Source organism: Corallococcus praedator, assembly GCF_003612125.1.
In the GTDB taxonomy this organism is placed as follows: domain Bacteria; phylum Myxococcota; class Myxococcia; order Myxococcales; family Myxococcaceae; genus Corallococcus; species Corallococcus praedator.
Window position 1 is genome coordinate 22,218 of the sequence record NZ_RAWI01000010.1, and the last position, 24,771, is coordinate 46,988.

Genomic DNA, 24,771 nt, shown 5'->3' on the forward strand with positions numbered 1-24,771 from the left:
CGCTCAGGGCAGGAAGGCCTTCAACGCTGGAACCAGGAGGACGAGCAGGCGCTCTGACTTGACCCGTGCCTGGGCCTGCCCGAGCATTCCGTCGAAGTAGTCGAGCTGCTCCCCCTCCACCTCGAAGGAGGTCCGGGGCACATGCGCCTGCACGAGCACGACGGCGCCCTCGACCGTGAAGCTCTCCCCCAGTTCGGGGCCCAGGTAGCGACGCACGGCGCTCGGCCCCACCAGCTCCTCGCCCACGGAATCGATGACGAGCTCCTGGTACTGGTAGGCGAAACCCCGCACCTCCAAACGCATGGAGCCTCCCGCCCGAAGCAGGGGCCGGTATTCGCCCGGAAGCATCGCGGTCACCGTCAGCCGCTGGGACGGCTCCAGGATCGACAGCGCCACCTCGCCGGCCACCAGATGCTGGCCCTCGCGGATGCGGACGTCGCTGACCACGCCCGCATGCGGCGCCAGCACGTTCCGGGACGACAGCCGGGCCCGCGCCAGCTCCTGCTGGGCACGAAGGCTGGTCAGCGCCGAGCGAGCCCCCTCGTCGTTGAGGTCGGTCAACCGCCGCGTCAGCTGCAGTTCGAATTCCCGGGTGAAACGTTCCAGGTCGGCGAGCTCCGTCGTGTCCGAAAGCCGCACCAACACCTGGCCCTGTTCAACCCGTTGCCCCGGACGCGCCTCCACCGCCGTCACGACGCCTGACTCCTGGACGGGCAGTTCCGTACGACCTTCCAGGCGGATGACCGCGGGCCCCGTGGCGTACTCGAAGACGCGTCCGAAGAGACCGAACGCGACGAAGAAGACCGAGGCCACGAGCACGAGCCAGAAGAGCGAGTGGGTCCAGGAAGGCGAGATGCGCAGGACCGCGCTGTACTGCTGGTTCTGGTTGTAGGCCTCGAGCGCCTCGGGGCGAAAAAGCTCCTCGTGCTTACGCGGCATGAGCGTGCTCCTTCCAGAAGCCGTCTGGCCTCATTGAGACACGCAGGGGGCCGACTCGGTCGTCGCGCCACCGCCATCCGCTTCGGGCCGGACCCGGACCACTTCGCCAAAGGTGAACCGCATGTCGGTTGAACCGGTGTCCTGCACCGCCGTCGCGAACACCATCCGGGAAGCGGCATCCACCTCCGCGGCGATGCTGGTCACCTTCGCGCGCAGCAGCGCCTCCCCCGCCTTGGGACGCACCACCACGGAGGCGCCCACCGCGAGGTCGCGGACCTGCCCCTCGGGAATGGCGAAGCGAACCCAGCCATCCTTGTCCTGGATGACCCGGAGGATGGGCGTGCCCACGCGCACCAGGGCTCCCACGGAGAGATAGCGCGCCGTCACCACGCCATCGAAGGGCGAGCGCAACCGGCCCTCCGCCAGCCGGGCCCGTGCCTGCTCCAGTTCGGCCTGCCGCTGCTGCAAGCGCGCCCGGGCGGCCTCCAGGTCCGCGACGGCCATCTGATGCTGGAAGCGGGCTTGCGCCACTTCCTGCGCGGGCAACACCCCCGCCGCGGGCAGCTCCGCGCGCGCCAGCAAGTCCTTCTTTTCATCCACGCTGACCCGCGCGCGGAGTTCCTCCGCCCGGGCGACCGCGAGCGCGGCCTCGGCCACGGCCAGCAGCTGCTCTTCCTCCTTCAGCTCCAGGACACCCAGCTCCGCGCCTTCCTTGACCCGGTCCCCCTCGCGCACGGCCAGCCGCTTCAGCCTGCCTTCCACGCGCGCGGTCACCTCCGCCGACTGCGCGGACAACGCCACCCCCAGCCACTCCTCACGTCGAAGCGCGATGGGAGGCCTGCAGGGCCCCCCACGCGTCAGGCTTGAAGAGGGTTCACGAAGGGGGATGACCCGGCTCTTGACGATGACCAAACCCAGGCAGGCGGACAGCGCCGCCAGCAGTCCGACAGCGCCGAGCCGAGTGGTCGACCAGCGTTTGAAGTACCTCATCTCCAGGGCCAGCCTACAGTGCCGGAGCAGACGCGATCAAATGGTCGTCCTGCCCGCCATCTGCCCTGTGTTGAGCAGGTTCAACCCCGGGCAGGACCGCACGACCTTGTCTCCGTCACGCTCGGAATTGGCCAGCATCATGGTTTCGTCCGACGCGTCCCGGAAGCCAGGCGCGGCCCAGACCTCGGGGAGGGAGGCCTCGTGCGCGTTCCCGAAGCCGCCGGGAAACAGCTCGCAGGTGGCGATGCGGCCCTCCGCGTCGATCTTGACCTTCATCTTTCCCGCGCCGCAGGGGGAGGGAGCAAAGGGCTTCAGCCAGCCGTTGCTGACCAGCTGGTTGCGCACGAGGGGCGAAATCCTCAGCGCCTGGGGAGAGCGGTCTCCGTTGAGCCGGCCGTGGATGATGTCGTCAAAGACGATGTAGTGGCCCAGTTCCTCCATCTGCTGCTTCATCTCCGCGAGCTGATCCGTGTTGCGCGTCCAGATGGTGCAATTGACCTTCACGCGGATGCCCACGTCCGCCAGGGCCCGCAGCCCCGCCATCGTCTTCACCAGGCTGCCTGCGACCGCCGTGAACTCGTCGTGGACCTCGGCGGTCGACCCATAGAGGCTGGCGTGGGTTTCGTGAGCGGGATCCTTCGCATAGTCCCGGGCCCGCTGCGCGGTGAACGTCGTCGCGTTCGTCTTGAGCACCGTATAGAGGTGCAGCGACTTCGCCTCGGTGACGAAGCGCTGGTAGCCGCGATGGAGCGTCGCCTCACCGCCGGTGAGGCTGACATCCAGACAGCCCATGGACGCCAGGTCCCGCAGCATCCGGAGCACCGTCTCGTCATCCACGTGCGCCGGCCGCTCCTCCTCGATCTTGTGCAGGACGAAGCAGTGCTGACACCGCAGATTGCAGCGGTAGGTGATCTCACACATTCCCGTCAGGGGAATGCGCTCCTGGAGGGACAGCTTGGGCAGCCGCGCTCCTGCCGCCCCCTTGAAGAGTCCTCCCATCGGGATCGGCTGCGAGACCTGCTGGAACTGGGCGAAGACGCCGCGGATCGCCTCGATGACCGCCTGCTGTTGGGCATTGTCGGAAGAGCCCCCCTCCACCAGGCGCAGCAGACCGTCGAGCCCTGAAGACTCGACCAGTCTGCGCATCACCGTGACCAGGGGGCCGTGGGCCAGATGACGCGCGCCATCGCGGCGACTCAGGACGGCCAGCTCATCATCATAGAAACGGAGGACCACCGCCTCGCTTCGATAGATCGAGATCATGCCCGCTCCTTCTCCCGCCACGTGTCCCACTGATTTCGGAACTCAGCCAGCCCGCCCTCGCGCATGAGGAGGTTGTTCGCGGGACACGGGGACTTCAAACTGGCGCCACGAACGAAGCCCGCTGATTTGCAGTATTCGATCCAGAATTCACGAAACGCCGTCAGGTCCGCGGACCGGTTCCAGATGGCTTCCAGCCCCTGCTCGAAGGCATTTCCAAACAGGAGGGTGAGCTTGGGACATGCCCGAACGCTGCCGTCGGGCTCGATTCCCAGGCCGTTCATGGACGGCGTACAAGGCAGTTCCCGCTTCTGCTTCACTTCCTTGCGCGGGATGTCCACCGTCAAGCCATCCGGTGCGGGTTTGCCGTCGAAGATGTCACCATGGATGGTGACCGCCGCATATTTCACCTTCACGCCCAGCGGCATCAGCAGTTGGTTGATCTGCTCGTAGCCATGGTTCGTCGTGGAGGTCGCGAAATACTTCACGTGGACAGGAACGCCCTCCTCCACGAGGTGACGCACGCCTCGGATGCTTGCATCATGTCCGGCCTTGGAGCCGGTGTAGCCCTCGGAGGAGGCCGCGTCGTAGCCGTAGATGGAGACCTCCACGCTTGAGACGAGCACGTTGCGCAAGGCCTTGGCGATGCGAGGCGTGATGCAGGAGCCGTTGGTGTTGATCTCCGCGGAGATGTTCTGCGCGCTGAGCGCATCCAGGAGGGTGAGGATGTCGGGGCGGATGAAGGGCTCTCCACCCGTGATGGTGGCGTAGGTGCACCCCAGCTCACCGGCCTGCCGGATGAGCGTCAACCATTGCTCGGTGGTCCCCTCGTGGCGCGATGCTCCAGACACCGGGGCAAGGCGTGCGCCCAGATAGCAGCCCTTGCACGCGAAATTGCAGCGATGCGTCAACTCCAGATGCATCTTCCGGAGCTGCGGACGGGGCGGGGGTTCACGCGAGTCCAGGTCGAAGTCGGCTTCGTTCTCCAAGGCGCCCCGGGTGGCGAGCTTGGAGATGGCAGCCAGCACCCGGGCCCGGCTGGGGAGGTCCAACCCCCTCATGACGGTGTGCTGCATGTCGCTCTGGAGCTCCGCGAGCCCCACCAAGGTATCCCAGAGCTGGGCCGCTGGCCCCGACAGGGTGAACGACTCAGGATGAGGCATGCTCCAAGTCGCATGCGGAGTGATGCGATAGGAGCCATCTGGCTCCCGTTCAAATGAACTTTGAAGCTTGATCACTTTGCCCTCCCGTCGGTCACCCTGCCGGAGACAGCTCCGTTGGGAACGGTTGCCTAACGGACGTCAGACTGAACTAGGCGCACTTCGAGCTGCAGATGATGATGTCACCGTCATCGCTGCCGCTCTTGAGGCCGCCCGTGATGTCCAGCAGGCGCGAGTCCACGCTGTCGATGGCCTTGCCGAGCTCGAGGCTGAGCTTCTGGGTCTTCTCGTTCTGGGCAACGGCGTCCTGCGTCTTGCTCTCGTTCATGTTCAGCTCCCTTGGGTGGCACTGCGGTACAACACCTGGAGTGGATGGCGACCTGGGCCCCCACCTTCAGCGCGACGGGACTGACACAGCCTTGGCAACACCGAGGGCAGTGGAGCAGATCCTTCCTGGCCTGCGCCTGGGAAGGGATTCGACTCACACAAGCACCTTCCAGACAGCACAGGGCACCAAGGTGCCCTCCTCCCCCACAAGTCCGCCCCGCACAAGATTGACGAAGCATCCAACAGCTAACGCGCCCCTGTCAATCCGGCAAACCCCGCTTACGAACTCAACTGGCATTGCCCCCTCACAATCGCGCACACGCCCCCCAATCCACTTTCAATAACGCGTCAAGCCAAGTCTTCGCGAGATGAGAGGCGATCTCCCGCAAAAGCACGCAGCGACTCCTAATGAGCGCGGAGGAAGTCCTGGACGCTCTGCTGCTGCAGCTTCGCGGATTCAATGCACAGCCGGATGGACTCCAGCGCCCGGGCCAGTGCGCGCGGCCCGCCCTCCACGCGCTTCACGCGGGGCGCAAGGAAGGCCTCCGCTTCCGCGAGCTGGGTCGCATCACAGAGATTGCCCACCTGGTTGATGAGTCCACCCTGCTCATCCGAGCGCAGTCGCTGCGAGAGCACGTCGAACTGCTGGCGGTAGAACTCCCAGGCCAGAGGCTGCGTCTCCGGCATGTTCAGCGACATCTTCAGGATGGCCAGGGCATCCCGCGTGTCGAAGTCCGACCCCACCACCAATCCCAGTGCCCGTCGCTCCAGCTCCGGCTGCCGGAAATAGCTCAGCGCCGACAGCAGCCGGACGCGCTCGTTGCGGTCCTGCTCCTTCTTCGCGGCCTCCAACAATGCATTGAACAGCGAGGCATCGCCGTGGGACGCCGCCCGGGGCAGCGCGCTGGCCAGCGCCTCCGGGTCCACGGACTTCCGGTCCGCGAGCCACGCACGCACCAACGGCGTGGCTTCCTTCAGCAGCGCCGGATCCTCACCCAGCCCGCCCGCCAGCCGCAGGAACAGCGAACGCGACTGCTTCACGTCGTCACCGTCGCCGGGCTTCGACACCCACCCCAACGCCCGTGCACGCGGCGCATAGAGCGACGCCACCCAGGCGCGAAAGCGCTTCCGCTCCTCCACCGAAAGCCGGTCCACCCGCACCTGCCAGAGCAGCGCGGCCGCGCTCTCCACCACCAGCCGCTCCGGCGAGCGCGCCGTGGCAGGCACAGCCTCCAGCGCCTCCCCGAGCGGCAGGTCTCCGCGACCCACCGCCGCGTCCACGTCCGCCCAGAGGGCCACCTGCTCTCCCGTCGTGAACGCCGACGCCGGGGTCGCCAGCAGCTTCGCGAGCTGCTCACGCGTGTAGCCGCCGCGGTAGTACCCCGTGCCGCCCGCGTTGAGCAGGACCCACGCCGGGCACTGCTTCGTCGGCAGCGCCACCTCCATCGAAGGCCCCTGCAACATCGAGCACACCCGGGATGACCGCGTCCCCGTCCCCGCGCGCAGACACACCGGCACCTGCCATTCCTGCTGCGTGCTCGCCCGGGAGCCGGCGGGCAGATACCGCTCCTGCGACAGCTTCACCGTCGGCGCGCCCCCCGCCGGGCACGTCACCTGGGCGGACACTCGTGGCGCCCCGCCCTTCTCGATGAAGCCCTTGAAGGAGCTCGCCACCTCCGGCCCCGCCGCCTGGGACACCTCCGCCAGGAAGTCCTCCGTCGTCACGGCGCCCCACGCGTGCTTGCGGACGTAGCCTCGCATCACGTCGCGGAAGCGCTCCGCCCCCAGCCACGCCTCGAACATGGCGATGACGGACGAGCCCTTGTCATACGTCGTCCCATTGTCGAACGAACCCACGATGTCGTCGTTGCTCGCCACCGGCTTGCGCACCGGCAGCGCGGCCTCCAGCGCATCCGAAGCCAACGCCGACTCCGTCGCGGACATGGCCCGCTCCTGCTGGAAGCTCCAGGACGGCTCAAGCCGGTCCACCGTCTGCCGATCCAGCCACGCCGTGAACGACTCGTTCAACCAGATGTCATCCCACCAGGCATTGGTGACGACGGCGCTGAACCAGTAGTGCCCCAATTCGTGGTTGGCGATGACCGCGTAGGAACGGCGCCGGTTCAGCGTCTCCTCCCCGGGAGGAATCAGCGTCAACGGCTGCCCGAGCGCCACGAGGCCCGGGTGCTCCATGGTGCCCCAGTACCGGGGCACCACCGCCACATCCAGCTTCTCGTAGGGATACGTCTGGTCGAAGAAGTCCTCCAGGCCCTTCACGATGCGCGGCGTGACGCTCGCGGCGTAGCGCGTCTCCCCGCCCCGCCCCTTCGGCACGATGAAGCGCAGGGGCACGCTCGCGCGCCCCACCGCGCCCGCCTCCACCACGTCGAACGGCCCCACGATGAACGCCACCAGGTAGCTGGGCATGGGCCGGCTCTCCGCGAACGTGACGCGCTCCAGCCCGTCCGCCACGGGCTCGCGCGAGACGACGGGATGGTTGGCCAGGGCCACGTGCCCCGGCTTCACCGTCAGGCGCAGCTTCCATGGCACCTTGAAGGCCGGCTCGTCGAAGCACGGGAAGGCGCGCCGCGCGTCGATGGGCTCGAAGAACGTGTAGAGATACGACTCACCGCCCTCCGCCTGTCCATAGACACCCTGGCTGCGCTCGCGGTCCACCTTGCCGGTGAAGTCCAGGGTGAGCGTCGCCGTGCCCACGGGCAGCTCCTCCGGCAACAGCAATCCCAGCCGTCCTTCACTTTCGGAGACGGGCTTCGCGTCGAAGGTGCGGCCGCCCACCGTCACCCTGGCGCGCGTCACTTCCAGGTCCTGGCCATGCAGCCACACCTGACGCACCGGCTCGCGCACCTCCACGTCGATGCTCACGCTGCCCGGATAGGTGGCCTCCGCGGGCAGCAGCTTCAGGTCCAATGCGTAGCGCAGGGGCCGCACCGTGTCCGGCAGCCGCAGCACGGGAGGCCGGGGCTCCGGCCATGCGAGGGTGGCAGGCGCGGCGGCCGGGGGCGCGGCCTCCGGCGCGTGGGCACAGCGGACGGTCACCGCGACAACAAGCGACAGGAGGAGTCGGTTCATGGCTCCGGAGCGTAGCGCCCTCCCAACCGACGTCCAGGGTAACCACCGACCCGAAGGGTTTGAACAGACACCCGCCTCCAATGCAATCACAGTCTGTGTTTCCTGATTCAATCTGGTAGATCGAAACACTCTCCCCCACCAGGAAGGTGCGATGCGTCGGCAGCCCCCTCTGTCTAGCGTTATGCTTTACATGGTAACCAGCTTTGCAATGGCTGTCATGGCTTGCAGCCCTGACACCGCCGAGCCCGTGCCCGAAACCGGAGACGTGCGGTTCATCAGCGCGGTGCCCCAGGCGCTCGCGGGCGATGAGGTCACCCGGGTGACCGTGACGCTGACGGCCACGGGCGTGCCCTCGTCCACGGCCGTGCTCACGAAGAGCGCGGACAGCTGGAGTGGCACGCTGTACCAGGTCCCCGCGGGCACCCAGCGAACCTTCACCGCGGAGGCCTTCGCGGCGGACGGCTCGCTGCGCTACCGCGGCGCGGCAACGGATGTCACCATCACGGCGGGCACCACGTCGGTCGTCGCCATCACGCTCCAGGCCCTGAATGTGCCCGGGCCCTTCGACAACTCCGCGCCCTGCATCGACTCGCTGGTGGCGTCCGCCAGCACCGTGCTGCCCGGGGGCACGCTGTCCCTCCAGGCCACCGCGCATGACCCGGACACCTCGGACACGTTCACCTATGCGTGGACGGCGACGGGCGGCACCTTCGGCTCGGCCGCGCTCGCCTCGACGACCTGGACGGCCCCCGCGACGCCGGGCGTCGTCACGCTGACGCTGACGGTCACCGACTCGCGCGGCGCCGCCGCGGTCATCCGCATCAACATCACGGTCATCTCGACGGACGGCGGACCGGACTCGGGCGTGGCCCAGGTGTCCGTGACCTTCAACGTCTCCCCCGCCGTGAACCGCGTCACCGCGTCGCAGTCCCCGCTGCCGGTGGGCCAGAGCACCACCGTGGTCGCGGACGTGACGGATCCGGACGGCGATGCGCTGACCTACCAGTGGACGGCGTCCTGCGCCGGAACGTGGACCGACGCCACCGCCAGCACGGCGTCCTTCACCCCGAGCGCGGTGCCGGCCGGCGAGTCCTGCGGCAACTGCTCGCTCACCGTCACCGTGAAGGATCCGAACGGCGGCCAGACGCAGGGCACCCTGCGCATCTGCGTCGGCACGGGTCCCGTCGCCAACGTGCCCCCGCGCATCGTCCTGTCGAACCAGAGCGCGCTCTCCGTGGCGGGCAATGGCACCGTGACGTTCCGCGTCCTCGCGGAGGACGGCAATGGCAGCGCGCTCACCTTCGCCTGGGCGTCGAGCCACGGCACGCTGGGCACGGCCACCTCCGGGTTCACCTCCAGCGAGATCGCCTGGAAGGCCCCGGCCTGCATCCCCGATGGCCCCAGCCCCACCATCAGCGCCACCGTCACGAACGCCCTGGGCTTCTCCGCGTCCACGAGCTTCAGCGTCGCCGTGGTGGGCGTGCCGACCTGCACCCCGCCTCCGGAGAGCACCGTCGCGCGGTGGGATGCCACGGCCGCCATGACGGTCCGTCGCTTCGGCGCGAGCGTCATCCCCCTGCCCTCCGGCAAGATCTTCGTCTTCGGGGGAGTGACCGTGTCGAACCCCGTCCTGGTGTCCGGCGAAATCTATGATCCCGCCACGGCGACCTGGGCCCCGGCCACCTCCATGGGGACGGCGCACTACTCGCCGGCGGTGACCCTGCTGCCCTCCGGAAAGCTCCTGGTCACGGGAGGCTTCGGGCTCTACCCAAGCACCACCCCGCTGCGCAACGTGGAGCTCTACGATCCCGCCACCAACACCTGGACGGCCGGGCCGACCATGGCGTTCGCGCGCGGGAGCCACACGTCGACGCTGCTGCCCAACGGCAAGGTGCTCATCATCGGCGGAAACACGTCGGGCGACACCGCGAGCAATCGCATCCCGGAGCTGTTCGACCCCGCGACGATGACGTTCGTGCCGGTGGCGGCCTCGACCTTCGTCCATACGGGCCACCTGGCGGTGTTGCTGCCGTCGGGCAAGATCCTCGTCTTGGGCGGCAACTCCCCGGCGGAGTTCTATGATCCGGCCACCAACACCTGGAGCAACGCCACGGGGCTCATCAACCGCAACTTCACGCACGCCTTCCTGCAGCCATCGGGCAAGCTCCTGCTGGCCGGGAGCACCACCCTGATCGCGCTGTATGACCCCGTGCTCAACGTCCAGACGACGGCGGGGAACTTCAGCTACGACCGCCCGACGTCCTCCATCGTCCAGTTGGCGTCGGGAAAGCTCCTGCTGGCGGGAGGCAACTCCCTGGTGGGCCTGACGACGGAGCTCTTCGATCCGGCCACCGGGACGACGTCCTTCTCCATCAGCATGGCGTCGAACCGCTATTCGATGGGCACCACCCTGCTGCCCAACGGCAAGGTGCTCTTCATTGGCGGGTATGACCGGGACGCGGGGGCGAGCGTCAACGCGGCCCTCCTCTACACCCCCTGAGCCCGGGCTGAAGTTCCGTTGACGGGCGGTCGGACCCACACGGGTCCGGCCGCTCCGGGCATTGCGGCCTGCCTTGAATCAGCGAGGATGCGCCCCATGTCCACCCTCAAAGGCAAGACCCTCTTCATCACCGGCGCCAGCCGCGGCATCGGCCTGGCCATCGCGCTGCGCGCGGCCCGGGACGGCGCCAACATCATCATCGCGGCGAAGACGACCGACCCGCACCCCAAGCTGCCCGGCACCATCTACACCGCGGCGAAGGAGATTGAAGCGGCGGGCGGCAAGGCGCTGCCCTGCGTGGTGGACATCCGCGACGAGGCGCAGATCCACGCGGCCGTGGCCAAGGCGGTGGAGACCTTTGGCGGCATCGACATCCTGGTGAACAACGCCAGCGCCATCAGCCTCACCGGCACACTGGAGACGCCGCTCAAGCGCTTCGACCTGATGCACGGCATCAACACGCGCGGCACCTTCGCGTGCTCGCAGGCGTGCCTGCCGTACCTCAAGAAGTCCTCCAATCCGCACATCCTCAACAACTCGCCGCCGCTCAACATGGAGGCGCGCTGGTTCGGCCCCCACGTCGCCTACACCATGGCGAAGTTCGGCATGAGCATGTGCGTGCTGGGCATGGCGGAGGAGTTCAAGGACGAGGGCATCGCCGTCAACGCCCTCTGGCCGCGCACCGTCATCGCCACCGCCGCCGTGCAGAACCTCCTGGGCGGCGATGAGACCATCAAGGGCAGCCGCTCGCCGGAGATCATGGCCGACGCGGCCCACGCCATCCTCACCAAGCCCAGCCGCTCCTTCACCGGCAACTTCTGCATCGACGAGGACGTGCTGCGCGGCGTGGGCGTCACGAACTTCGACAAGTACCAGTCCGTGCCCGGCGCGGAGCTGTTCCCCGACTACTTCATCTGACCGTCGCACCCACCCCGGGGCGCATGGGTGCGCCAGGAACAAGGCCCTCATGCCCCCGCGCAAGCTGCTGCGACACCTGGTCTGGCTCGAGTCCTTCACCGCCGCCGTGGAGGCGGGCAGCATCGACGCCGCCGCCGAACACCTGGGCGTCGCCCGCTCCGTGGTGAGCGAGCACATCCGAGCGCTGGAGGAGGCCCTGGCGGACGGCGCGGTCCTGCTGGAGCGCGGCCCCGGGCGCAGGCTGCAACTGTCCGCGCGCGGCGAGCGCCTCTACGCGGGCACCCAGACGCCGCTGCACCAGTTGGACATGAAGCGGCTCATGGACCTGGCGCGCGTGGAGCCCACCCTGCGCCTGGGGCTCAACCCCACCCTGTCCATGTCGCTGTTGGGCGGCATCGCGCAGGACGCGGCCGCCACCGACCTCAAGCTGGTGGTGGGCTTCGGCGGCTCGCACGAGCTGGTGCGGCAGGTGCAGACGCGGCAGCAGGACCTGGTGCTGGACTTCACCCCCCTGCCACCCCACGACGGCGTGGATTCAGAGTCCCTGCTGCGCATGTCCTTCGTGGTGCTCGCCGGCCCGGACTCCGCGCTGGTGCGCGAACAGGCCTCCCGGCGCGCGCTGGATGTGAAGGACCTGCAGGGTCAACGTTTCGTGGACTGGTTGAGAGACGACCCGTACGGCGGCGCCAACAGCGCGCGCTTCGCCGCCCAGGGGGTCAAGGTGGACGAAGTGGGCCGCGTGGAGAGCTTCCTCCACCTCTACGAATTGCTGCGCGCCTACCGCGCCTGCGCCATCGCCCCCGACGTACGGCCCACCCAGCCGTTCCCCGCCGACGTCCACGTCTGGCCCCTGCGCGAGGCGGAACCCCAGGTGGTCGAAGTCGTCGCCCTGTGGCCCTCCGGCGGCCTCAGTCCCGGGGCCCGGGCCGTATTGGAGGGCCTGCGACGTCGGCTCCAGAAACGGCGATAATCCGACGAAGACGTCGTTTTCTGCCGGATTTCCGTCCTCCGCTGACATGGGTATCTTCCAGGTGTCCTGTTTCTCTTGAAGGAGCCTCCGAGATGACCCCCACGGAACGGACGATCGCCCGCCTGCCCGCCCACCTGCGTCGCTACGTGGTGTCGCAGGACTACGCGGCCTACACGCCCCGCGACCAGGCGGTGTGGCGTCACATCCTGGGGCAGCTCCGGGGGCATCTGCGCGACAAGGCGCATCCCGTCTACCTGGAGGGTCTGGAGGCCACCGGCATTGGCGCGGAGGCCATCCCCAGCCTGGACGAGATGAACGAGAAGCTGTCGAAGCTGGGCTGGTCCTGCGTGGCGGTGCGCGGCTTCATCCCTCCGGCGGTCTTCACGGAGCTGCAGGCGCTGGGGGTGCTGGCCATCGCGGCGGACATCCGCACGCACGAGCACATCCAGTACACGCCCGCGCCGGACATCGTCCATGAGAGCGCGGGGCACGCGCCCATCATCGCGAACCGCCGCTACGCGGAGTACCTCAAGGCCGTGGGGCTGGTGGGGTTCAAGGCCATCGCGAGCGTGGAGGACCAAGCCGTCTTCGAGGCCATCCGCAACCTGTCCGTGGTGAAGGAGGACCCCACGGCGAGCGACGCGGAGATCGCGCACGCGCAGGCCCGCCTGGAGGCCGCCAACGAGAGCCACCGCTACATCAGCGAGAGCACCCGCGCGAGCCGCCTGTACTGGTGGACGGCGGAGTACGGGCTCGTGGGCGACCTGGAGCGCCCGCGCATCTACGGCGCGGGCCTGCTGTCGAGCATCGGCGAGGCGAAGCACTGCCTGACGTCCGCGGTGCGGAAGCTGCCGCTGGGCGTGGCGTGCGCGGACACGGACTACGACATCACCCGCATGCAGCCGCAGCTCTTCGTGGCGCGCGACTTCGAGCACCTGTTCGAGGTGCTGGCGGAGTTCGAGGCCACGCTCGCGTGGAAGCGCGGCGGGGACCTGGGCCTGGACGAGGCGCTGCGAGCGCGCACGGTGAACCACCTGGTGCTCTCGGACGGCCGCGAGGTGACGGGCAAGGTGGTGGAGCTGCTGCCGGCCGCGCAGGAGGTGGCCCCGGGTCTGTCCACCGCGATGGCTCGGCTGGAAGGCCCCATCGTCACGTCGCGCGATGGCCAGGCGCTGGACAAGCCGTTCAGCGGCGCGGCGCTGGTGGCCTTTGGAACGGGCACCCTGCCGGAGCGCGGGAACTTCCGACTGGCGCTGGACAGCGGGCTGGTGCTGGAGGGCTTCGCGGTGGATGGCGGCGAGGTGATTGCCCTGAGCGGGACGCTCGCGGGCAAGCCGCTGGAGCTGCCGTCGATGGCGCGCGTGTACCTGACCGAGCGGCTGCCGTCCGTGGCGGGTGGCCCCGCGGATCCGGGCGCGTGGGACCGCTGGTTCGGGGAGATGAACGCCTTCACCGCGGGCGACGGCGAGGCGCAGGCGCGCGAGCGCAAGGCGAAGGCGCTGCACCCGTCCCTGGCGGCCCTCTACACGGAGGTGCGCCGCCTCCGTGAGACGGGGCAGCTCGCGGCGGACCGGCTGGAGCAGATCGCCCGGGCCTCCTCCGACTTCCCGTCGGACTGGCTCTTGCGCGCGGAGGTCGCGGAGCTGCGCGGGGAAGAGCCTGCGCAGCGCAACGCGGCCCACGCGTAGTCCTACGGCTGCTGGCAGTCAGCCCGCGGAACCGGAGGCGGAGCGCCTTGTCAGGCCGCTGATGGCTGCTTGCTGTCTGGCCCCTCAAGGAATCGAAGGGCTGTTGAGGTGAATGGAACCGTGGAATCAAAAACAGGAACGTGGTCGCCGCCAGGAACAATCCATAGCGCGGCATCCGGTATGGACCGGTAGATGCTCACAGGAATTTCAACGGGAAAAAAGTGGTCGCGATCACCGTGCACAACGAGCGTACGAGCCGTAATGGCCGACAGGCTCTGCGCAGTGAAATTCATGTCGTCGTAGTCTTTACTCAACGCATTGAACTGCGCAATGAGTTGACGAATCTGCGCATCTCCGCGTTTTGCGCACTCCCGATACATCTCTCGCACTTGTTGGGGCATCGTCTCAAACGAAGCCCTGCGCATGATGGCCCTTGCCTGATCGGGGAAATGGGAAGTCGCGCTAATCAATACCATTGAGTCGATGCGCTTGGGTTGGCTCGTTGCCATGTGAAGCAGCGCCATCCCGCCAGAACTCATACCCATGGCCGAGAACCGACCAACCCCCAGCTTCTCAAGCAAGAGGAACACGTCACGGGCCGCTTCCCGATGTGTAAATTTGTTCTCGGGATTGGTGGAGTAACCATGGCCACGCATATCCACGACGATCAGTCGATGGCGCTCTGAGAGTTTGGCGGTAAAGGGATGCCAGTTCTGTGAACAACCGCCAAACCCATGCAAGAGCACCAGGGGCTTTCCGACTCCATACTCCTCGTAGTACATCTCAATGTCGTTGATTTGAACGGCATGCCCGCGAGTTGTCGTCTGATTGGGAGCGTACGTCGTTGTCATGGGTGTACCTTGTATCCGTCCGGCGCAGACACGGGTGCGTCTCGCCGAGCACCTCCGGGCACGCATCGGCTCAGTCGGTTGAGGTCGAGACGAACTCGATGCACGAGGTGGGCAGTCCGGAGTCGGGCCGAGGGGCGACCAGCCTTGTAGGAAGCTGTTCGGTCGTGCAGCAGCGTTCGAGATAGGCGACCACCCGCCTGCCTTCGTCGCTGTCCGCGGACACGTGCATCGGCTCGTTGGCCGGATTGATGATCGCGGGCAGGAAGCCGGCGGAGATGCGCCCGGACGGCGCGATGTGGATCACCGCCGCGCCGGTCAGCCTGGAATCCTCGTGAAACGGCAGCAACGGGTAGCCCTGCCGCGGGCGAATCATGAACTCGCCGAACTTGCGGGCCCATGCCGCCATCTCTCCCGGCCGTCCCACGCCCAGGTAACCGTCTTTCGCGAGGCGCTCAGCGAGGTTCGGCAGGTCGAACACATAGTGTCCCAGACCGTAGAAGATGGGTTTTCCGGAATGGAACTCGACGCCGCGGAGCATGTGATGATGGTGGCCCACGACGACGTCGGCCCCGTTGTCGATGGCGAGCCTGGCCGTCCGTCGTTCGTGGTCGGTCAGCGAGAACGGCACGGTGGAGTCACCCCAGTGGAAGCTGACGACGACGATGTCGGCCTTCGCGCGTGCTTCGGTGATGCTGTCGATGAACGCCTTCTGATCCTCGACCAGCGGCTCGGTGCTCACCAGAGGGGCCATGCCCGGATTCCATGCGTTCAGATCCAGGGGAGTGTATCGGGTGTGTGCACGGAAGGGAGCCAGGCCGGGGACACCCGGGCGCGCCTCATAGCCGTAGGGAAACACGGAGCTGAAAGCCAGAAAGGCCAGCCGTGTTCCATTGCGATCGAGATACCCGGGCGCGGTGGCCTCCGCGAGATTCGCGCCCGCACCCACCGTGGCGATGTCCAGATCGGCCAGTGTCCGGCGCATGGACAGCAGCGCGGCATGTCCTCCGTCGAGACTGTGGTTGTTGGCCAATGACATGATGTCGAAGCCCGCCTTGGCCAATGGGGCGGCGTTCGCCGCGGGCGCCGTGAGCGTCGAGCCGGCGCTGGGGGCACGCTGGATGTCGTCGCTGAAGACGCCCTCGCAGTTGCCGAAGACGACGTCACCGGAGCGCAGGACGTCGCGGGCGGAGTGGAAGGCCGTCGCCGGGTCATCGCGGTCCACGAAGACATCGCCCACGGCGAGGATTGACAGCCCAGGTCCACCGGGATGAGCGATGTTGTTCGAGGCCACGGTTCACTCCTACTTCCTGCGCGGATGCGTTCCTCGCGCCTTCTACCAGATGAGGGGGCCGCGGATGCTCATTCGAGGAGCACTCCGCGTCCTCCGAAATCTTGACGGAAGCGCGCGTGCGAACGAGCAAATACAAACAGCCCGGTCCGCTGGTCGTAAGGCATCCCTGCTGGAAAGACAACTCCTGACAGTCGTCCGGCTGGCGCGGCCTCGCCGTGCGGAGCCAGGTCAGTCGTCGCTGCGCATCCGCTCAGGGCGATCCGCTCCCAACCGCCGTCGTCGGAGCCTGAGCCCTCCACCCAGAAGCAGCGCGATGAGCGCACCCGACAAAGGGCCCCCCGCAGCCTGACATCCGCCATCCGACCCTGACGGGTCCCGCGGGTCATCGATGGGCTCCTGGGGCCGTCCGGCATCCGCGGAGCCTGCATCACCCGTCCCGGCGTCCACGGTCCCGGCGTCTTCCGTACCGGCGTCCGCCCCGGCATCGGGAGGAGGAGGCAGCACCGGTGCACAGCCCGCATCCTGGCCGGTGGCCGCGATGCACAGCTGGCCATAGCGCCCCAGGCCCTGCGTCCTTCCATCCACGACGGCGACCAGGACCCGCGTCGCATCCTCCGCGGCCACCTGGGCACGCAGGGGCTCCGGACCGCCCACCTGTTGGACTCGCAGCACGGCGTCGTCGGTGACGGCCGCCACGAGCAGATACAGCGCGGCGGGGTCCGTACCAGCTTCGGGCTCGAACGAGGCCGAGACGAAGGACGCACCGCCCGCGACCTCGAAGATGCGCGAGGAGGCACCGGCCACCCGCACGGAGGCGAGTGACGTGGGCAGCGCCGAGGCGGTCGTCACCAGCGGCGCATACCCCTCCCCTCGCGCGTAGCCGAAACCGGGCGTCGCGCGCGAACCGGTGCCCAGGTTCCAAGCGGAGAACTGCGCGAAGGCCGCATCGAAGGACGACGCGAAGTCGCGGCGCAGACAGGTGTCCAGCAGCAGCGGCCAGCGCACCTCCGGCTGCCGCACGGACTCCTCCAGCAGCGCGACCAGGAGTGCATCCCCGAAGCGCTCGCCCGCGAACTGGAAGAAGAGTCCCGCGCCGTAGCTGAAGCCCACGCCGGGACCGCTCGGATCCGTCAGCAGGCTGCGGTCCGGGAGCTCCAGGTAGGAGTGGCTGAAGCCCTCCAGGTCATCCAGCGCGGGCTCGAAGCGCTCGGTGGCCCAGACGGCGGTGCCCTCGGACGCGATGCCTCCCAGGTCGGGGCGGTACGCGGCCTGGACGGCGTGGAAGAACTCGTGGCTCGCCAGGATCTCCACGGCCTCCTGGTCGGACGGGTAGCCATAGCCCGTGAAGTCGTTCTCCTGGAGCATGTAGCCGGTGCAGCGCGTGGTGCCGTCCAGGCAGGCCTCCATCCGGAAGGCACCATCGGCGCGCAGGGCGAAGTCCACCAGGTACACGTCGAAGCGGCCGTCGCCGCCGTTGTCTCCCGGCGTCGTCGCGTCGTCGGGTGGCAGGTGGAAGCCCAGGCCCGCGTAGAACGTCGCCACGCGTTCGTAGGTGCGTCCGACGAGTTCCACGAAGTCGGGCACGCCACTGCCATCCGTGTCCGCCAGCGGCACCGCGTTCGGCCCCTGGCGGGTGAAGTGGATGCGGAAGCGATTGCCCTCGGAGACAGCGGACTCCACCGTATCCGTCGGCTCGAAGCGTGGCGCGGGCGCGGTGGCCGAGGTGGGCCGTCCGGACTCGGCGACCGCCCACGGCGCCACCGCCTCCTCGTGGAGGAGGCGGTGCGGAGTCCCCGCGCCGGTCAGCAGCAGGAGCAGCGCGGGAACCCCGGGGACCATCACGGCAGGTACGCCCACTTGAAGCGGTACTGGCCCGAGCCCGTCACCGCCGGTAACGTGCCGGTGGAGTTGCACTGCGCCTGCGCGGCGGGCTCGTAGTACGACGCCACCTGCAACTTCACGTGACGCCCGTCCGCCAGTTGCAACAGGAAGACCTTGTCCGTCATCACGAGGCAGTTGTTGTAGCGCCAGAACGAGGCCAGCGCCGTGGCCGGGGAGCTGATGCCCGAGCCGTCCACGATGAGCTCGCAGGTGTTGGCGGTGAAGTACGCCTCCGCGGCGAAGCTCGCGGTCGGCTCCACGGTGGTGACCGCGTCGAACGTGGTGCCCGCGACCGTCTGGGCCACCGTCACGCAGGACGGACCGGACACGCCACTGTTCACGCGGATGACGCTGCGGCGCACCGCGATGTCCCACGCCGTCGACGCGAGCGCGGACTGATCATCAATCTCCACCTTCACCAGCCCCGTCGGCGTGAAGCGCGCGTAGGTGTACGACTCCGGCGCGGACAATCCACCGGCCCGCCCATCCATGAGCGTGAAGAACTGCCCCGGCGTGGTGCCCTCCTCCACGAGGGTGCCCGTCGCGATGTTGGTGCGCAGGGACAGCTCGTCGATGCTCTGCTCCTTGCACGCCACCGCGCCGCCGCACACCTGCGAGCCGCCGTCCGTGGGGGTGCCCGCGTCCGTCTCCGTGCCCGCGTCCGTCGTCGTCCCGGCGTCCGTCGTCGTGCCCGCGTCCGTCGTCGTCCCGGCATCCGTCGTCGTGCCCGCGTCCGTCGTCGTCCCGGCATCCGTCCCGGTGCCCGCGTCCTCCTCGGGCACGGGGGTCAGGGTGCGCAGTTCGCACGCGTTATCGGCATTGCAGACATACGCCTGGCCCTCTGGGGGCGCTCCCTTGTCACGACAGTCGAACGCATCGACGCACTCGTCGCCGCTGCATCCCCCCGCCGCCAGCGTCAGCGCGAGGACCGCGAGGGCCCCCATGCCGAACCGCCCTGCACCGCGCTTCAGGACCACGCCTCCAGGAAAGCCCATCGTCGTCACCTTTCGATGCGGAACTCCGCCCTCGTCGAAGGTGCCCATCCATATCGATAACGATTCTCATTTTCAATATCGAAAACACACTTTCATGCGGAGGTGTCCTCCGGCTTCGGCGCATTGAGGGTGGACAGGCGGGGCGCGCTGCCCGGGCCCAGCAGACCCTGCATGGCGTCGAACAGGTTGAGGTTGGAGCCGGTGGGCAGGAAGACGACCTTCTCCAACCCCCCGACGACGGCGGCCTGCGCCTGCGCCGCGACGACCTTCACGAAGTTCTCCCCGCCGCCCAGCGACTCCACGCGCTGACGGAACTGCGAGGCCTCCACCTCCGCGAGCCGTGACTGACGCTCCACCTCCAGGTCGTTGAGGCGCTGCTGGCGCTCCAGGGCCATCTGGATGGTGAGGCGTTCGCGCTCCAGCTCCGCCTCGGAGCGGATGCGGGAGGCGCGGGCGTCGGACTCGGCGCGGGCCAGGGCCTCCTCGCTCTCCACGCGCGCCTTCTCCAACTGAGCCTCCGCCTCCACCTTCGCGCGGCTGAGCGTTTCGAGCTGGTGGTTGCGGTTCTGCAATTCGATGAGGGATTGGCGTTCCGCCTCCGACTTGCGGTGGCTGGAGATGTCCGCCAACTGCTTCTCCTCCTCGCTGCGGATGCGCTTCAGCTCCGCGGCGGCCTGCGCTTCCTGCCGCGAGGCGTCCAGCTGGATCTGGATGTTGGTGTCGATGGCCTCGCGCAGCTTCAGGGCCGTCTTCTCATCGACGGGGGCGATGTCCTTGATGTCGATGTCGATGATGCGCAGCTGGTTCTCGGAGAAGAGCCGGTCCTTGCGCGCGCGGCCCGCGTCGTCCATGCCGAAGATGGCGCGGCGGATGAGCACGCTGGCGTTCTTGTGAAAGGTCTCGAACTCGTTCTCCGCGGCCACCTGGCGGATGCGCGACGCGAGGTTCTCACACACGTAGCCGATGAAGTCGTTCACCCGGAAGATGGCCTTGTCCTTCTCCGGGTCGCCCACCACGTCGAACTGCCACTTGTAGGAGAGCTTGATGCGCAGCCGCGCGTGGTCGCGCGTGGCCACTTCGAACAGGTCCGTGGCGAAGTCCGGCCCCAGCCGCAGCATCAGCACCTTGAGCTGCCGGGGGCGCTTGGGCGTGCTGCCGGACAAGTCCAGCACGGTGACGTCCTCGTACGGGCGCAGCATCACCTTCGCCGGACCGAACTCCACCCGCGCCTGGTTGCTCTCGAAGTCGTTGATGAGCACCGCCGTGTTGTCCTCGATGCGCAGCACGATGGCGCGCGTGCGGTCCCCCTTCTCCGGCGCCGACGTGGGGCGCGGCGCGCGGGCCTCCTTCGGCTCCGTGGACGCGGGCGGCGGGGACAGGCCCAGCAGGGCCTCGGCTTCCGGGGACAGGCGCTTCTCGTGCAGTTCCTGGTGCGCCTCCGGCATGAACTGGCAGGGGCCCTGCACGAGCGTCACCTTGCCAGAGCGCAGGTCCCTCACGTACAGGCCCTCGCCCTGCCCCAGCGACAGCGCGGCGATCTCCTTGTGGATGAGCACCTTCTCGCTGGGCACGTAGGTGCGCGGGCCGCGGACGATCCACGTGTCACCGGCCTTGCGCAGGCGGGGCTCTCCGCCCTCCTCCTCCGTGAGATCGTCCAGCGCCTGGAGCTTCAAGCCCTGGAGTTCCGACAGGACGTGCTTGCGGCGCACGTCGCCCTCCAGCGCCTCGCCGGGCTCCAGGAAGAAGACATCCGGACCGGAGACGACCTTGCGGCGGCCTTCCTGGATGCGGCCGGTGGCGCGGTCCACCGGATTCAAGATGACGCAGTACTCGGTCTCCTTGAGGACGCGGGCCTTCTCCAGCGACTCGACGGAGACGGCCTCACCGGGCACGTAGCGGCCGGGGCCGCGCATCAGCCACTCGTCACCGGCCTCGCGGCGGCGGGGCGCGTCCTTGGCGCGGTCGTCCGTGAAGGCGGTGAGCGCGCGCAGGCGCAGCGCTTCCGACACGCCCAGCACGTACTCGGGGATGATGTCCCCTTCCAGCTCCTCGCCCGGATACAGCGGGAACACCTTGGGGCCCACGCGGACCTCGCGGTCCCCCACCGCCACCCGCGCCTGGCCGAAGTCGTCCAGCGCCACCTGGCCGTTCTCGCGCACCACGGGGTTGCGCACGACGCACCAGTTGCCGGCGCCCACCTCCACCATCCGCTCCTTGGCGACGAGCGTCAGGTGCGCTTCCAACGTGAGGACCCGGGGGCCCACCTCCATCAGCACCACGCCCCGGTTCGCGTCCTCGATGTAGGCGTACTCGCGGTTCTTCAGGGAGATGCGTTGGATGGCTTCGGTGCTGGGGAGGGCGGAAGGCACGGGACACCTGCTCACACGGTGGAAGGTTCATCCGTGTGTCATTGCCAGCCGCGTGCCGCCCCCTCCCCGCCCCGGAACGGTTCCACCGCGCATCGGACTGGAACAGCCGCCCGCTCCATTCCGGGGCGGGCGGCGGTCCAGACCGGTGCGGTGCTGCCTACTGTGCCTGCGCGCCCCACGCCTCCACGGTCCACTCGTCGGCGGTGAAGCCAGGGCTGAAGCCGAAGGCGTCGGAGACCAGGTCGTATGCGTAGTCCGCGAAGATGCGGTGGCTGTAGCTGGTGGGGTGGATCTCATCCCAGAACAGGTACTTGTCCGGGTTGACCGCCTTGCCCTTGGAGGTGCCGGTGACGTTCGTCAGGCCATACGCGGACGGGGCCGCGATGATGGCGTTGAACTTGGTGTAGGCATTCATCCCGATGAAGGTGACGGACGGGAACTCACCGCGCAGCCGCGTCAGGGACTGGGACCAGAGCGTGTTGAACTGGCTGCTGGGCGGAGACAGCACGCTGCTGCCCAGGCCGAACGGGATGGCCAGCGCCGCGGGCGTCTTGTGCAAGGGCGGCATGTTCACCCAGAGGACGCGCTTCGCGCCCGCCGCGACGAGCTTGCGGATCTGCCCTTCGATGTTGGAGACGGCCTTCGTCGCCGTTGCCTTGATGCCCGCGGTGTCGAACGGGTTGTCCATCGCCTTGTGATGGATGTCGTTGCCGCCGCCCCAGAGGACGTACAGCACGGTGGGGGACGCCGTGGGGCTGACCTTGAGGTAGGCGTTCACCTGGCCTGTCATGTCGGCGGTGACCGAGCCGCCCTGCGCGTAGTTCGTGCCACCTTCGTCGGAGGCCACGAGCGGCAGGTCCAACTGGTTCGCGAGCTGCTTCACCCAGGGGCCGGAGATCTGGCTGGACGGGTTCGTCGTGGGGCCGCTGGTGGCGGTGCTGTACTTGCCGTTGTCACTCAGGCTGTCGCCGAACGCGACGATGCCGCTCTGCGCATCCGCCTGGAAAGGGGCGAGGGCCACGAGCGCGGCCGACAGCATCAGGAAGGGGGTCTTCACGGCTGCACGCTCCAGTCCTGCACGGTCCACTCGTCGGCGGAGAGGCCGGCGCTGAAGCCGAACGCGTCCGACACGAGGTCGTAGCCGTAATCCGCGAAGATGCGGTGGCTGTAGCTGGTGGGGTGGATCTCATCCCAGAACAGGTACTTGTCCGGGTTGACCGCCTTGCCCTTCGCGGTGCCGGTGACGTTCGTCAGGCCGTACGCGGAAGGCGACGCGAGGATGGCGTTGAACTGGTTGTAGGCGCTCATCCCGATGAAGGTGACGGACGGGAAGTCCTTGCGCAGCTGCGTCAGGTGCGAGGTCCAGAGCGAATTGAACTGGGTGACGGGGGGCGCGAGCACCGTGTTGCCAAGACCGCCCGGCACGGACAGCGCCGCTGGCGTCTTGTTCAGGGGCGGCATGTTGACCCACAGGATGCGCTTCGCGCCGGCGGCGACGAGCTTGCGGATCTGCGCGTTGATGTTGTTGGCGGCCGTCGTGGCGGCGGCCTTGATGCCCGCCGAGTCGAACGGGTTCGCCTGGGCCTTGTAGTTGATGTCGTTGCCGCCGCCCCAGAGGACGTACAGCGCGGTGGCGGACGCCGTCGGGTGGGCCGCCAGGTAGGTGTTCACCTGGCCGGACATGCCGCTGGTGACGGCGCCGCCCCGTGCGTAGTTCGTGCCACCGTTGTCGGAGGCCGTCAGGGGCAGGCCCAACTGCGTCGCGAGCTGCTTCACCCAGGTGCCGGAGATCTGGCTGGAGGGGTTCGTCGTCGGACCGCTGGTGGCGGTGCCGTTGTTGCCATTGTCACTGAGGCTGTCGCCGAACGCGACGATGCTCGTCTGAGCGTTCGCGTGCAGCGGCAGGAGGAAGGCCAGGGCGGCCACCAACGACAGGAAGGGATGCTTCATCAAAAAACTCCAGGAGAGAGGATAAACCGCTTTTCGCAGTGTGTCATCCCTCCCGGATTTTTCCAAGAGTCCAATTCTTCCTTGTTTTAATCTGGATGTTTCAGCCGGCTCAGCCGCGAGCGGCCCGGGCGTCGCGGCCCTTGGCGCGGGCGGCCTTGGAGAGCAGGTCGGAGCCTTTCTCCTCGCCCTTCATCCACGCCTTCATGGCGGGGACCACCGTCTTGCTCCAGGCCTTGCCACCGCGCACGGTGAGGAAGTCGTTCACCAGCGCGTCCACCAGGGTGGAGAGCTGTTCGGTCAGCTCCAGGCGCTCGGTGAGCTGATCATCCTCCTCCTCGGTCATCAGGGCGGGCAGCTTGGCGGCGCGGATGTCCAGGAACTCCGCATCCAGGGTGAGCTCGAACTCGCGCTCGCCGTGGGAGATGCGCAGCCGGGCCTGGGACACGAGCAGGCCCCGGTCCAGCGAGTGCCGCACGTTCTCCGAATACGGCGCCAGCGTGCCGCGCGCGCTCAGCTCCGTGACGTCGCCCGCGACGCCGCGCAGCACCACCTTGCCCAGGTAGAGCGCGGTGATGCCCGAACCGTCATGGTCCACCAGCGGGTCGCCGGACTCCGAGCGCCACAGCAGCCACGTCAGGAACTCGCGGCCCAGGTAGGCCCGGCCGCGCAGGAGCTGTTCGCGCGCCTTGCCCTGTTCGAGCTCCGCCTCGTCCTTCACCTCTTCGGTGGAGGCTCCGTCGATGCCCACGTCACCCCGGGCGAATGCCGCCTCGATCCGCGCCTGCTCACCCTTCGCCATGGCTGTCCTCCACCGAAGCCGTCGCCGGCAGGTCCATTCCGATGAGCTCCGCCGTGGGGCCCAGGGCCTTGTCGTCGATGCCCGCGCGCTGCGCCATGGACGCGGGCGTGATGCCAATCACCTTCACCGCCAGGGCGCCTTCCAGCGCGACGGAGATCTCATCCACCGTCTTGCGGGACGCGGCCCAGATCTGCACCTGCTGCGTCTTCAGGTTCCACGTCACGTCCAGCACGCTGGTGCGGGGCACCGCGCGCTGGCGCAGCAGCTGCTTCAGCTCCAGCTTCTGCTTGTTCTTCTCCGCGCGCGCGGGCGGGCGGCTGTTCTCCTTGGTGAAGGCGGACGTCCACTTGTCCAGCTCCGCCTTCATCATCGACGCGGGCACCTTCAGCGTGTCGATGCGGAAGGAGAACAGGGCGTACTCGCCGTAGAAGAGGTTGCTGGTGGAGAAGTCGGACGCTTCCGCGTTCTCCAGCTCCACGAAACCGGCCGCGCGCTCATCTTCGGAGCGACGGTCGATGGGTTCGAACGCATGGGACTTGAGTCCCTTCGTCAACCAGCGCTTCACATCGGACGGAGCTTCCTTGGAAGGCTCGGTCCGGAAGCGCGAAAAGGTCACGGCACCACGGAGGACAGGCATGGGGCGCGGCAGGATGGGCGTCCAGTGCCGTGGCGTCAAGGCACTCGGCGTGGCTGGACGTGGGGCGCTGGGAATAGCCGGCCGTCCAGGGCGTTGCGCGCCCCGAAGTCCCCTGCCGGGCGTTCACCCGAGCACGCCTCCGCCCTCCCCCGCTGG

19 protein-coding genes are annotated in these 24,771 nt (G+C 68.1%); 4 read left to right on the top strand and 15 right to left on the bottom strand.

Translation table 11 applies throughout. The features are described from left to right. Nucleotides 1–3: 3 nt before the first annotated feature. From D7Y13_RS02450 to D7Y13_RS02470, 6 genes are all read right to left on the bottom strand, one after another. Nucleotides 4–939, bottom strand: a complete 936-nt coding sequence (locus D7Y13_RS02450; protein ID WP_120582413.1) for an efflux RND transporter periplasmic adaptor subunit — start codon at nt 937–939, stop codon at nt 4–6. Between the two features lie 30 nt (nt 940–969). Further along, nucleotides 970–1,740, bottom strand: coding sequence for an efflux RND transporter periplasmic adaptor subunit (locus tag D7Y13_RS02455; RefSeq protein ID WP_158620273.1), 771 nt, complete (start codon nt 1,738–1,740; stop codon nt 970–972). Nucleotides 1,741–1,965: 225 nt separating this feature from the next. Then, a complete protein-coding gene (locus D7Y13_RS02460; protein WP_120582411.1) occupies nt 1,966–3,192 on the bottom strand; it encodes a radical SAM protein in 1,227 nt (408 codons plus the stop codon). After that, on the bottom strand, nt 3,189–4,352 hold the full coding sequence (locus D7Y13_RS02465) for a radical SAM/SPASM domain-containing protein (RefSeq protein WP_120582410.1): 1,164 nt from the start codon (nt 4,350–4,352) through the stop codon (nt 3,189–3,191). Before D7Y13_RS02465 ends, D7Y13_RS02460 begins: the two co-directional genes overlap by 4 nt. A gap of 148 nt (nt 4,353–4,500) precedes the next feature. Further along, on the bottom strand, nt 4,501–4,677 hold the full coding sequence (locus tag D7Y13_RS45625) for a hypothetical protein (RefSeq protein ID WP_158620272.1): 177 nt from the start codon (nt 4,675–4,677) through the stop codon (nt 4,501–4,503). Between the two features lie 404 nt (nt 4,678–5,081). After that, the gene (locus tag D7Y13_RS02470; protein ID WP_120582409.1) at nt 5,082–7,766 is read right to left on the bottom strand and encodes a M1 family metallopeptidase; all 2,685 of its coding nucleotides are present in this window, start codon (nt 7,764–7,766) and stop codon (nt 5,082–5,084) included. A gap of 217 nt (nt 7,767–7,983) precedes the next feature. Here D7Y13_RS02470 and D7Y13_RS02475 point away from each other — a divergent pair, with 217 nt between their 5' ends. The 4 genes from D7Y13_RS02475 to D7Y13_RS02490 all read left to right on the top strand — a co-directional run bounded on the left by D7Y13_RS02475 (nt 7,984) and on the right by D7Y13_RS02490 (nt 13,842). Beyond that, on the top strand, nt 7,984–10,266 hold the full coding sequence (locus D7Y13_RS02475) for a Kelch repeat-containing protein (RefSeq protein WP_147446538.1): 2,283 nt from the start codon (nt 7,984–7,986) through the stop codon (nt 10,264–10,266). A gap of 96 nt (nt 10,267–10,362) precedes the next feature. Next, entirely contained in the window at nt 10,363–11,184 is an 822-nt protein-coding gene (locus tag D7Y13_RS02480) for an SDR family oxidoreductase (RefSeq protein WP_120532920.1), read from the top strand. Nucleotides 11,185–11,233: 49 nt separating this feature from the next. Further along, entirely contained in the window at nt 11,234–12,154 is a 921-nt protein-coding gene (locus D7Y13_RS02485; protein WP_120532919.1) for a LysR family transcriptional regulator, read from the top strand. A gap of 92 nt (nt 12,155–12,246) precedes the next feature. Continuing rightward, nucleotides 12,247–13,842 carry an aromatic amino acid hydroxylase gene (locus D7Y13_RS02490; protein ID WP_120532918.1) on the top strand — a complete coding sequence of 532 codons (1,596 nt, stop codon included), beginning with the start codon at nt 12,247–12,249 and terminating at the stop codon, nt 13,840–13,842. Nucleotides 13,843–13,892: 50 nt separating this feature from the next. On the opposite strand, the gene D7Y13_RS02495 is transcribed toward D7Y13_RS02490, so the two are convergent. The 9 genes from D7Y13_RS02495 to rdgC form a co-directional block, all read right to left on the bottom strand. After that, nucleotides 13,893–14,693, bottom strand: a complete 801-nt coding sequence (locus tag D7Y13_RS02495) for an alpha/beta fold hydrolase (protein WP_120582407.1) — start codon at nt 14,691–14,693, stop codon at nt 13,893–13,895. A 70-nt stretch (nt 14,694–14,763) separates the two neighbouring features. Further along, a complete protein-coding gene (locus D7Y13_RS02500; RefSeq protein ID WP_199732668.1) occupies nt 14,764–15,984 on the bottom strand; it encodes a CapA family protein in 1,221 nt (406 codons plus the stop codon). 228 nt (nt 15,985–16,212) lie between these two features. After that, nucleotides 16,213–17,823: an MXAN_6640 family putative metalloprotease gene (locus tag D7Y13_RS02505; protein ID WP_120582406.1), complete on the bottom strand. Its 1,611-nt coding sequence runs from the start codon at nt 17,821–17,823 to the stop codon at nt 16,213–16,215. Beyond that, complete coding sequence (locus D7Y13_RS02510; protein ID WP_120582405.1) at nt 17,823–18,908, bottom strand: HmuY family protein; 1,086 nt, start codon at nt 18,906–18,908, stop codon at nt 17,823–17,825. The genes D7Y13_RS02505 and D7Y13_RS02510 overlap by 1 nt, the downstream gene beginning before the upstream one ends. Before the next feature lie 44 nt (nt 18,909–18,952). Further along, nucleotides 18,953–21,229, bottom strand: a complete 2,277-nt coding sequence (locus D7Y13_RS02515; protein WP_120582404.1) for a hypothetical protein — start codon at nt 21,227–21,229, stop codon at nt 18,953–18,955. A 157-nt stretch (nt 21,230–21,386) separates the two neighbouring features. Then, entirely contained in the window at nt 21,387–22,286 is a 900-nt protein-coding gene (locus tag D7Y13_RS02520; protein WP_120582403.1) for an SGNH/GDSL hydrolase family protein, read from the bottom strand. Next, nucleotides 22,283–23,179: an SGNH/GDSL hydrolase family protein gene (locus D7Y13_RS02525; RefSeq protein WP_120582402.1), complete on the bottom strand. Its 897-nt coding sequence runs from the start codon at nt 23,177–23,179 to the stop codon at nt 22,283–22,285. The genes D7Y13_RS02520 and D7Y13_RS02525 overlap by 4 nt, the downstream gene beginning before the upstream one ends. A gap of 109 nt (nt 23,180–23,288) precedes the next feature. After that, nucleotides 23,289–23,978, bottom strand: a complete 690-nt coding sequence (locus tag D7Y13_RS02530) for a hypothetical protein (protein ID WP_120532911.1) — start codon at nt 23,976–23,978, stop codon at nt 23,289–23,291. Beyond that, nucleotides 23,965–24,615: a recombination-associated protein RdgC gene (gene rdgC / locus D7Y13_RS02535; protein ID WP_120532910.1), complete on the bottom strand. Its 651-nt coding sequence runs from the start codon at nt 24,613–24,615 to the stop codon at nt 23,965–23,967. The genes D7Y13_RS02530 and rdgC overlap by 14 nt, the downstream gene beginning before the upstream one ends. Nucleotides 24,616–24,771: the final 156 nt, after the last annotated feature.

Excerpts from the sequence above, each read along its gene's own strand:
- D7Y13_RS02450 (WP_120582413.1), bottom strand. The coding sequence starts at position 939 with ATGCCGCGTAAGCACGAGGAGCTTTTTCGCCCCGAGGCGCTCGAGGCC.
- D7Y13_RS02460 (WP_120582411.1), bottom strand. The coding sequence starts at position 3,192 with ATGATCTCGATCTATCGAAGCGAGGCGGTGGTCCTCCGTTTCTATGAT.
- D7Y13_RS02465 (WP_120582410.1), bottom strand. The coding sequence starts at position 4,352 with ATGCCTCATCCTGAGTCGTTCACCCTGTCGGGGCCAGCGGCCCAGCTC.
- D7Y13_RS45625 (WP_158620272.1), bottom strand. The coding sequence starts at position 4,677 with ATGAACGAGAGCAAGACGCAGGACGCCGTTGCCCAGAACGAGAAGACC.
- D7Y13_RS02470 (WP_120582409.1), bottom strand. The coding sequence starts at position 7,766 with ATGAACCGACTCCTCCTGTCGCTTGTTGTCGCGGTGACCGTCCGCTGT.
- D7Y13_RS02475 (WP_147446538.1), top strand. The coding sequence starts at position 7,984 with ATGGCTTGCAGCCCTGACACCGCCGAGCCCGTGCCCGAAACCGGAGAC.
- D7Y13_RS02480 (WP_120532920.1), top strand. The coding sequence starts at position 10,363 with ATGTCCACCCTCAAAGGCAAGACCCTCTTCATCACCGGCGCCAGCCGC.
- D7Y13_RS02485 (WP_120532919.1), top strand. The coding sequence starts at position 11,234 with ATGCCCCCGCGCAAGCTGCTGCGACACCTGGTCTGGCTCGAGTCCTTC.
- D7Y13_RS02490 (WP_120532918.1), top strand. The coding sequence starts at position 12,247 with ATGACCCCCACGGAACGGACGATCGCCCGCCTGCCCGCCCACCTGCGT.
- D7Y13_RS02495 (WP_120582407.1), bottom strand. The coding sequence starts at position 14,693 with ATGACAACGACGTACGCTCCCAATCAGACGACAACTCGCGGGCATGCC.
- D7Y13_RS02505 (WP_120582406.1), bottom strand. The coding sequence starts at position 17,823 with ATGGTCCCCGGGGTTCCCGCGCTGCTCCTGCTGCTGACCGGCGCGGGG.
- D7Y13_RS02510 (WP_120582405.1), bottom strand. The coding sequence starts at position 18,908 with ATGGGCACCTTCGACGAGGGCGGAGTTCCGCATCGAAAGGTGACGACG.
- D7Y13_RS02525 (WP_120582402.1), bottom strand. The coding sequence starts at position 23,179 with ATGAAGCATCCCTTCCTGTCGTTGGTGGCCGCCCTGGCCTTCCTCCTG.
- D7Y13_RS02530 (WP_120532911.1), bottom strand. The coding sequence starts at position 23,978 with ATGGCGAAGGGTGAGCAGGCGCGGATCGAGGCGGCATTCGCCCGGGGT.
- rdgC (WP_120532910.1), bottom strand. The coding sequence starts at position 24,615 with ATGCCTGTCCTCCGTGGTGCCGTGACCTTTTCGCGCTTCCGGACCGAG.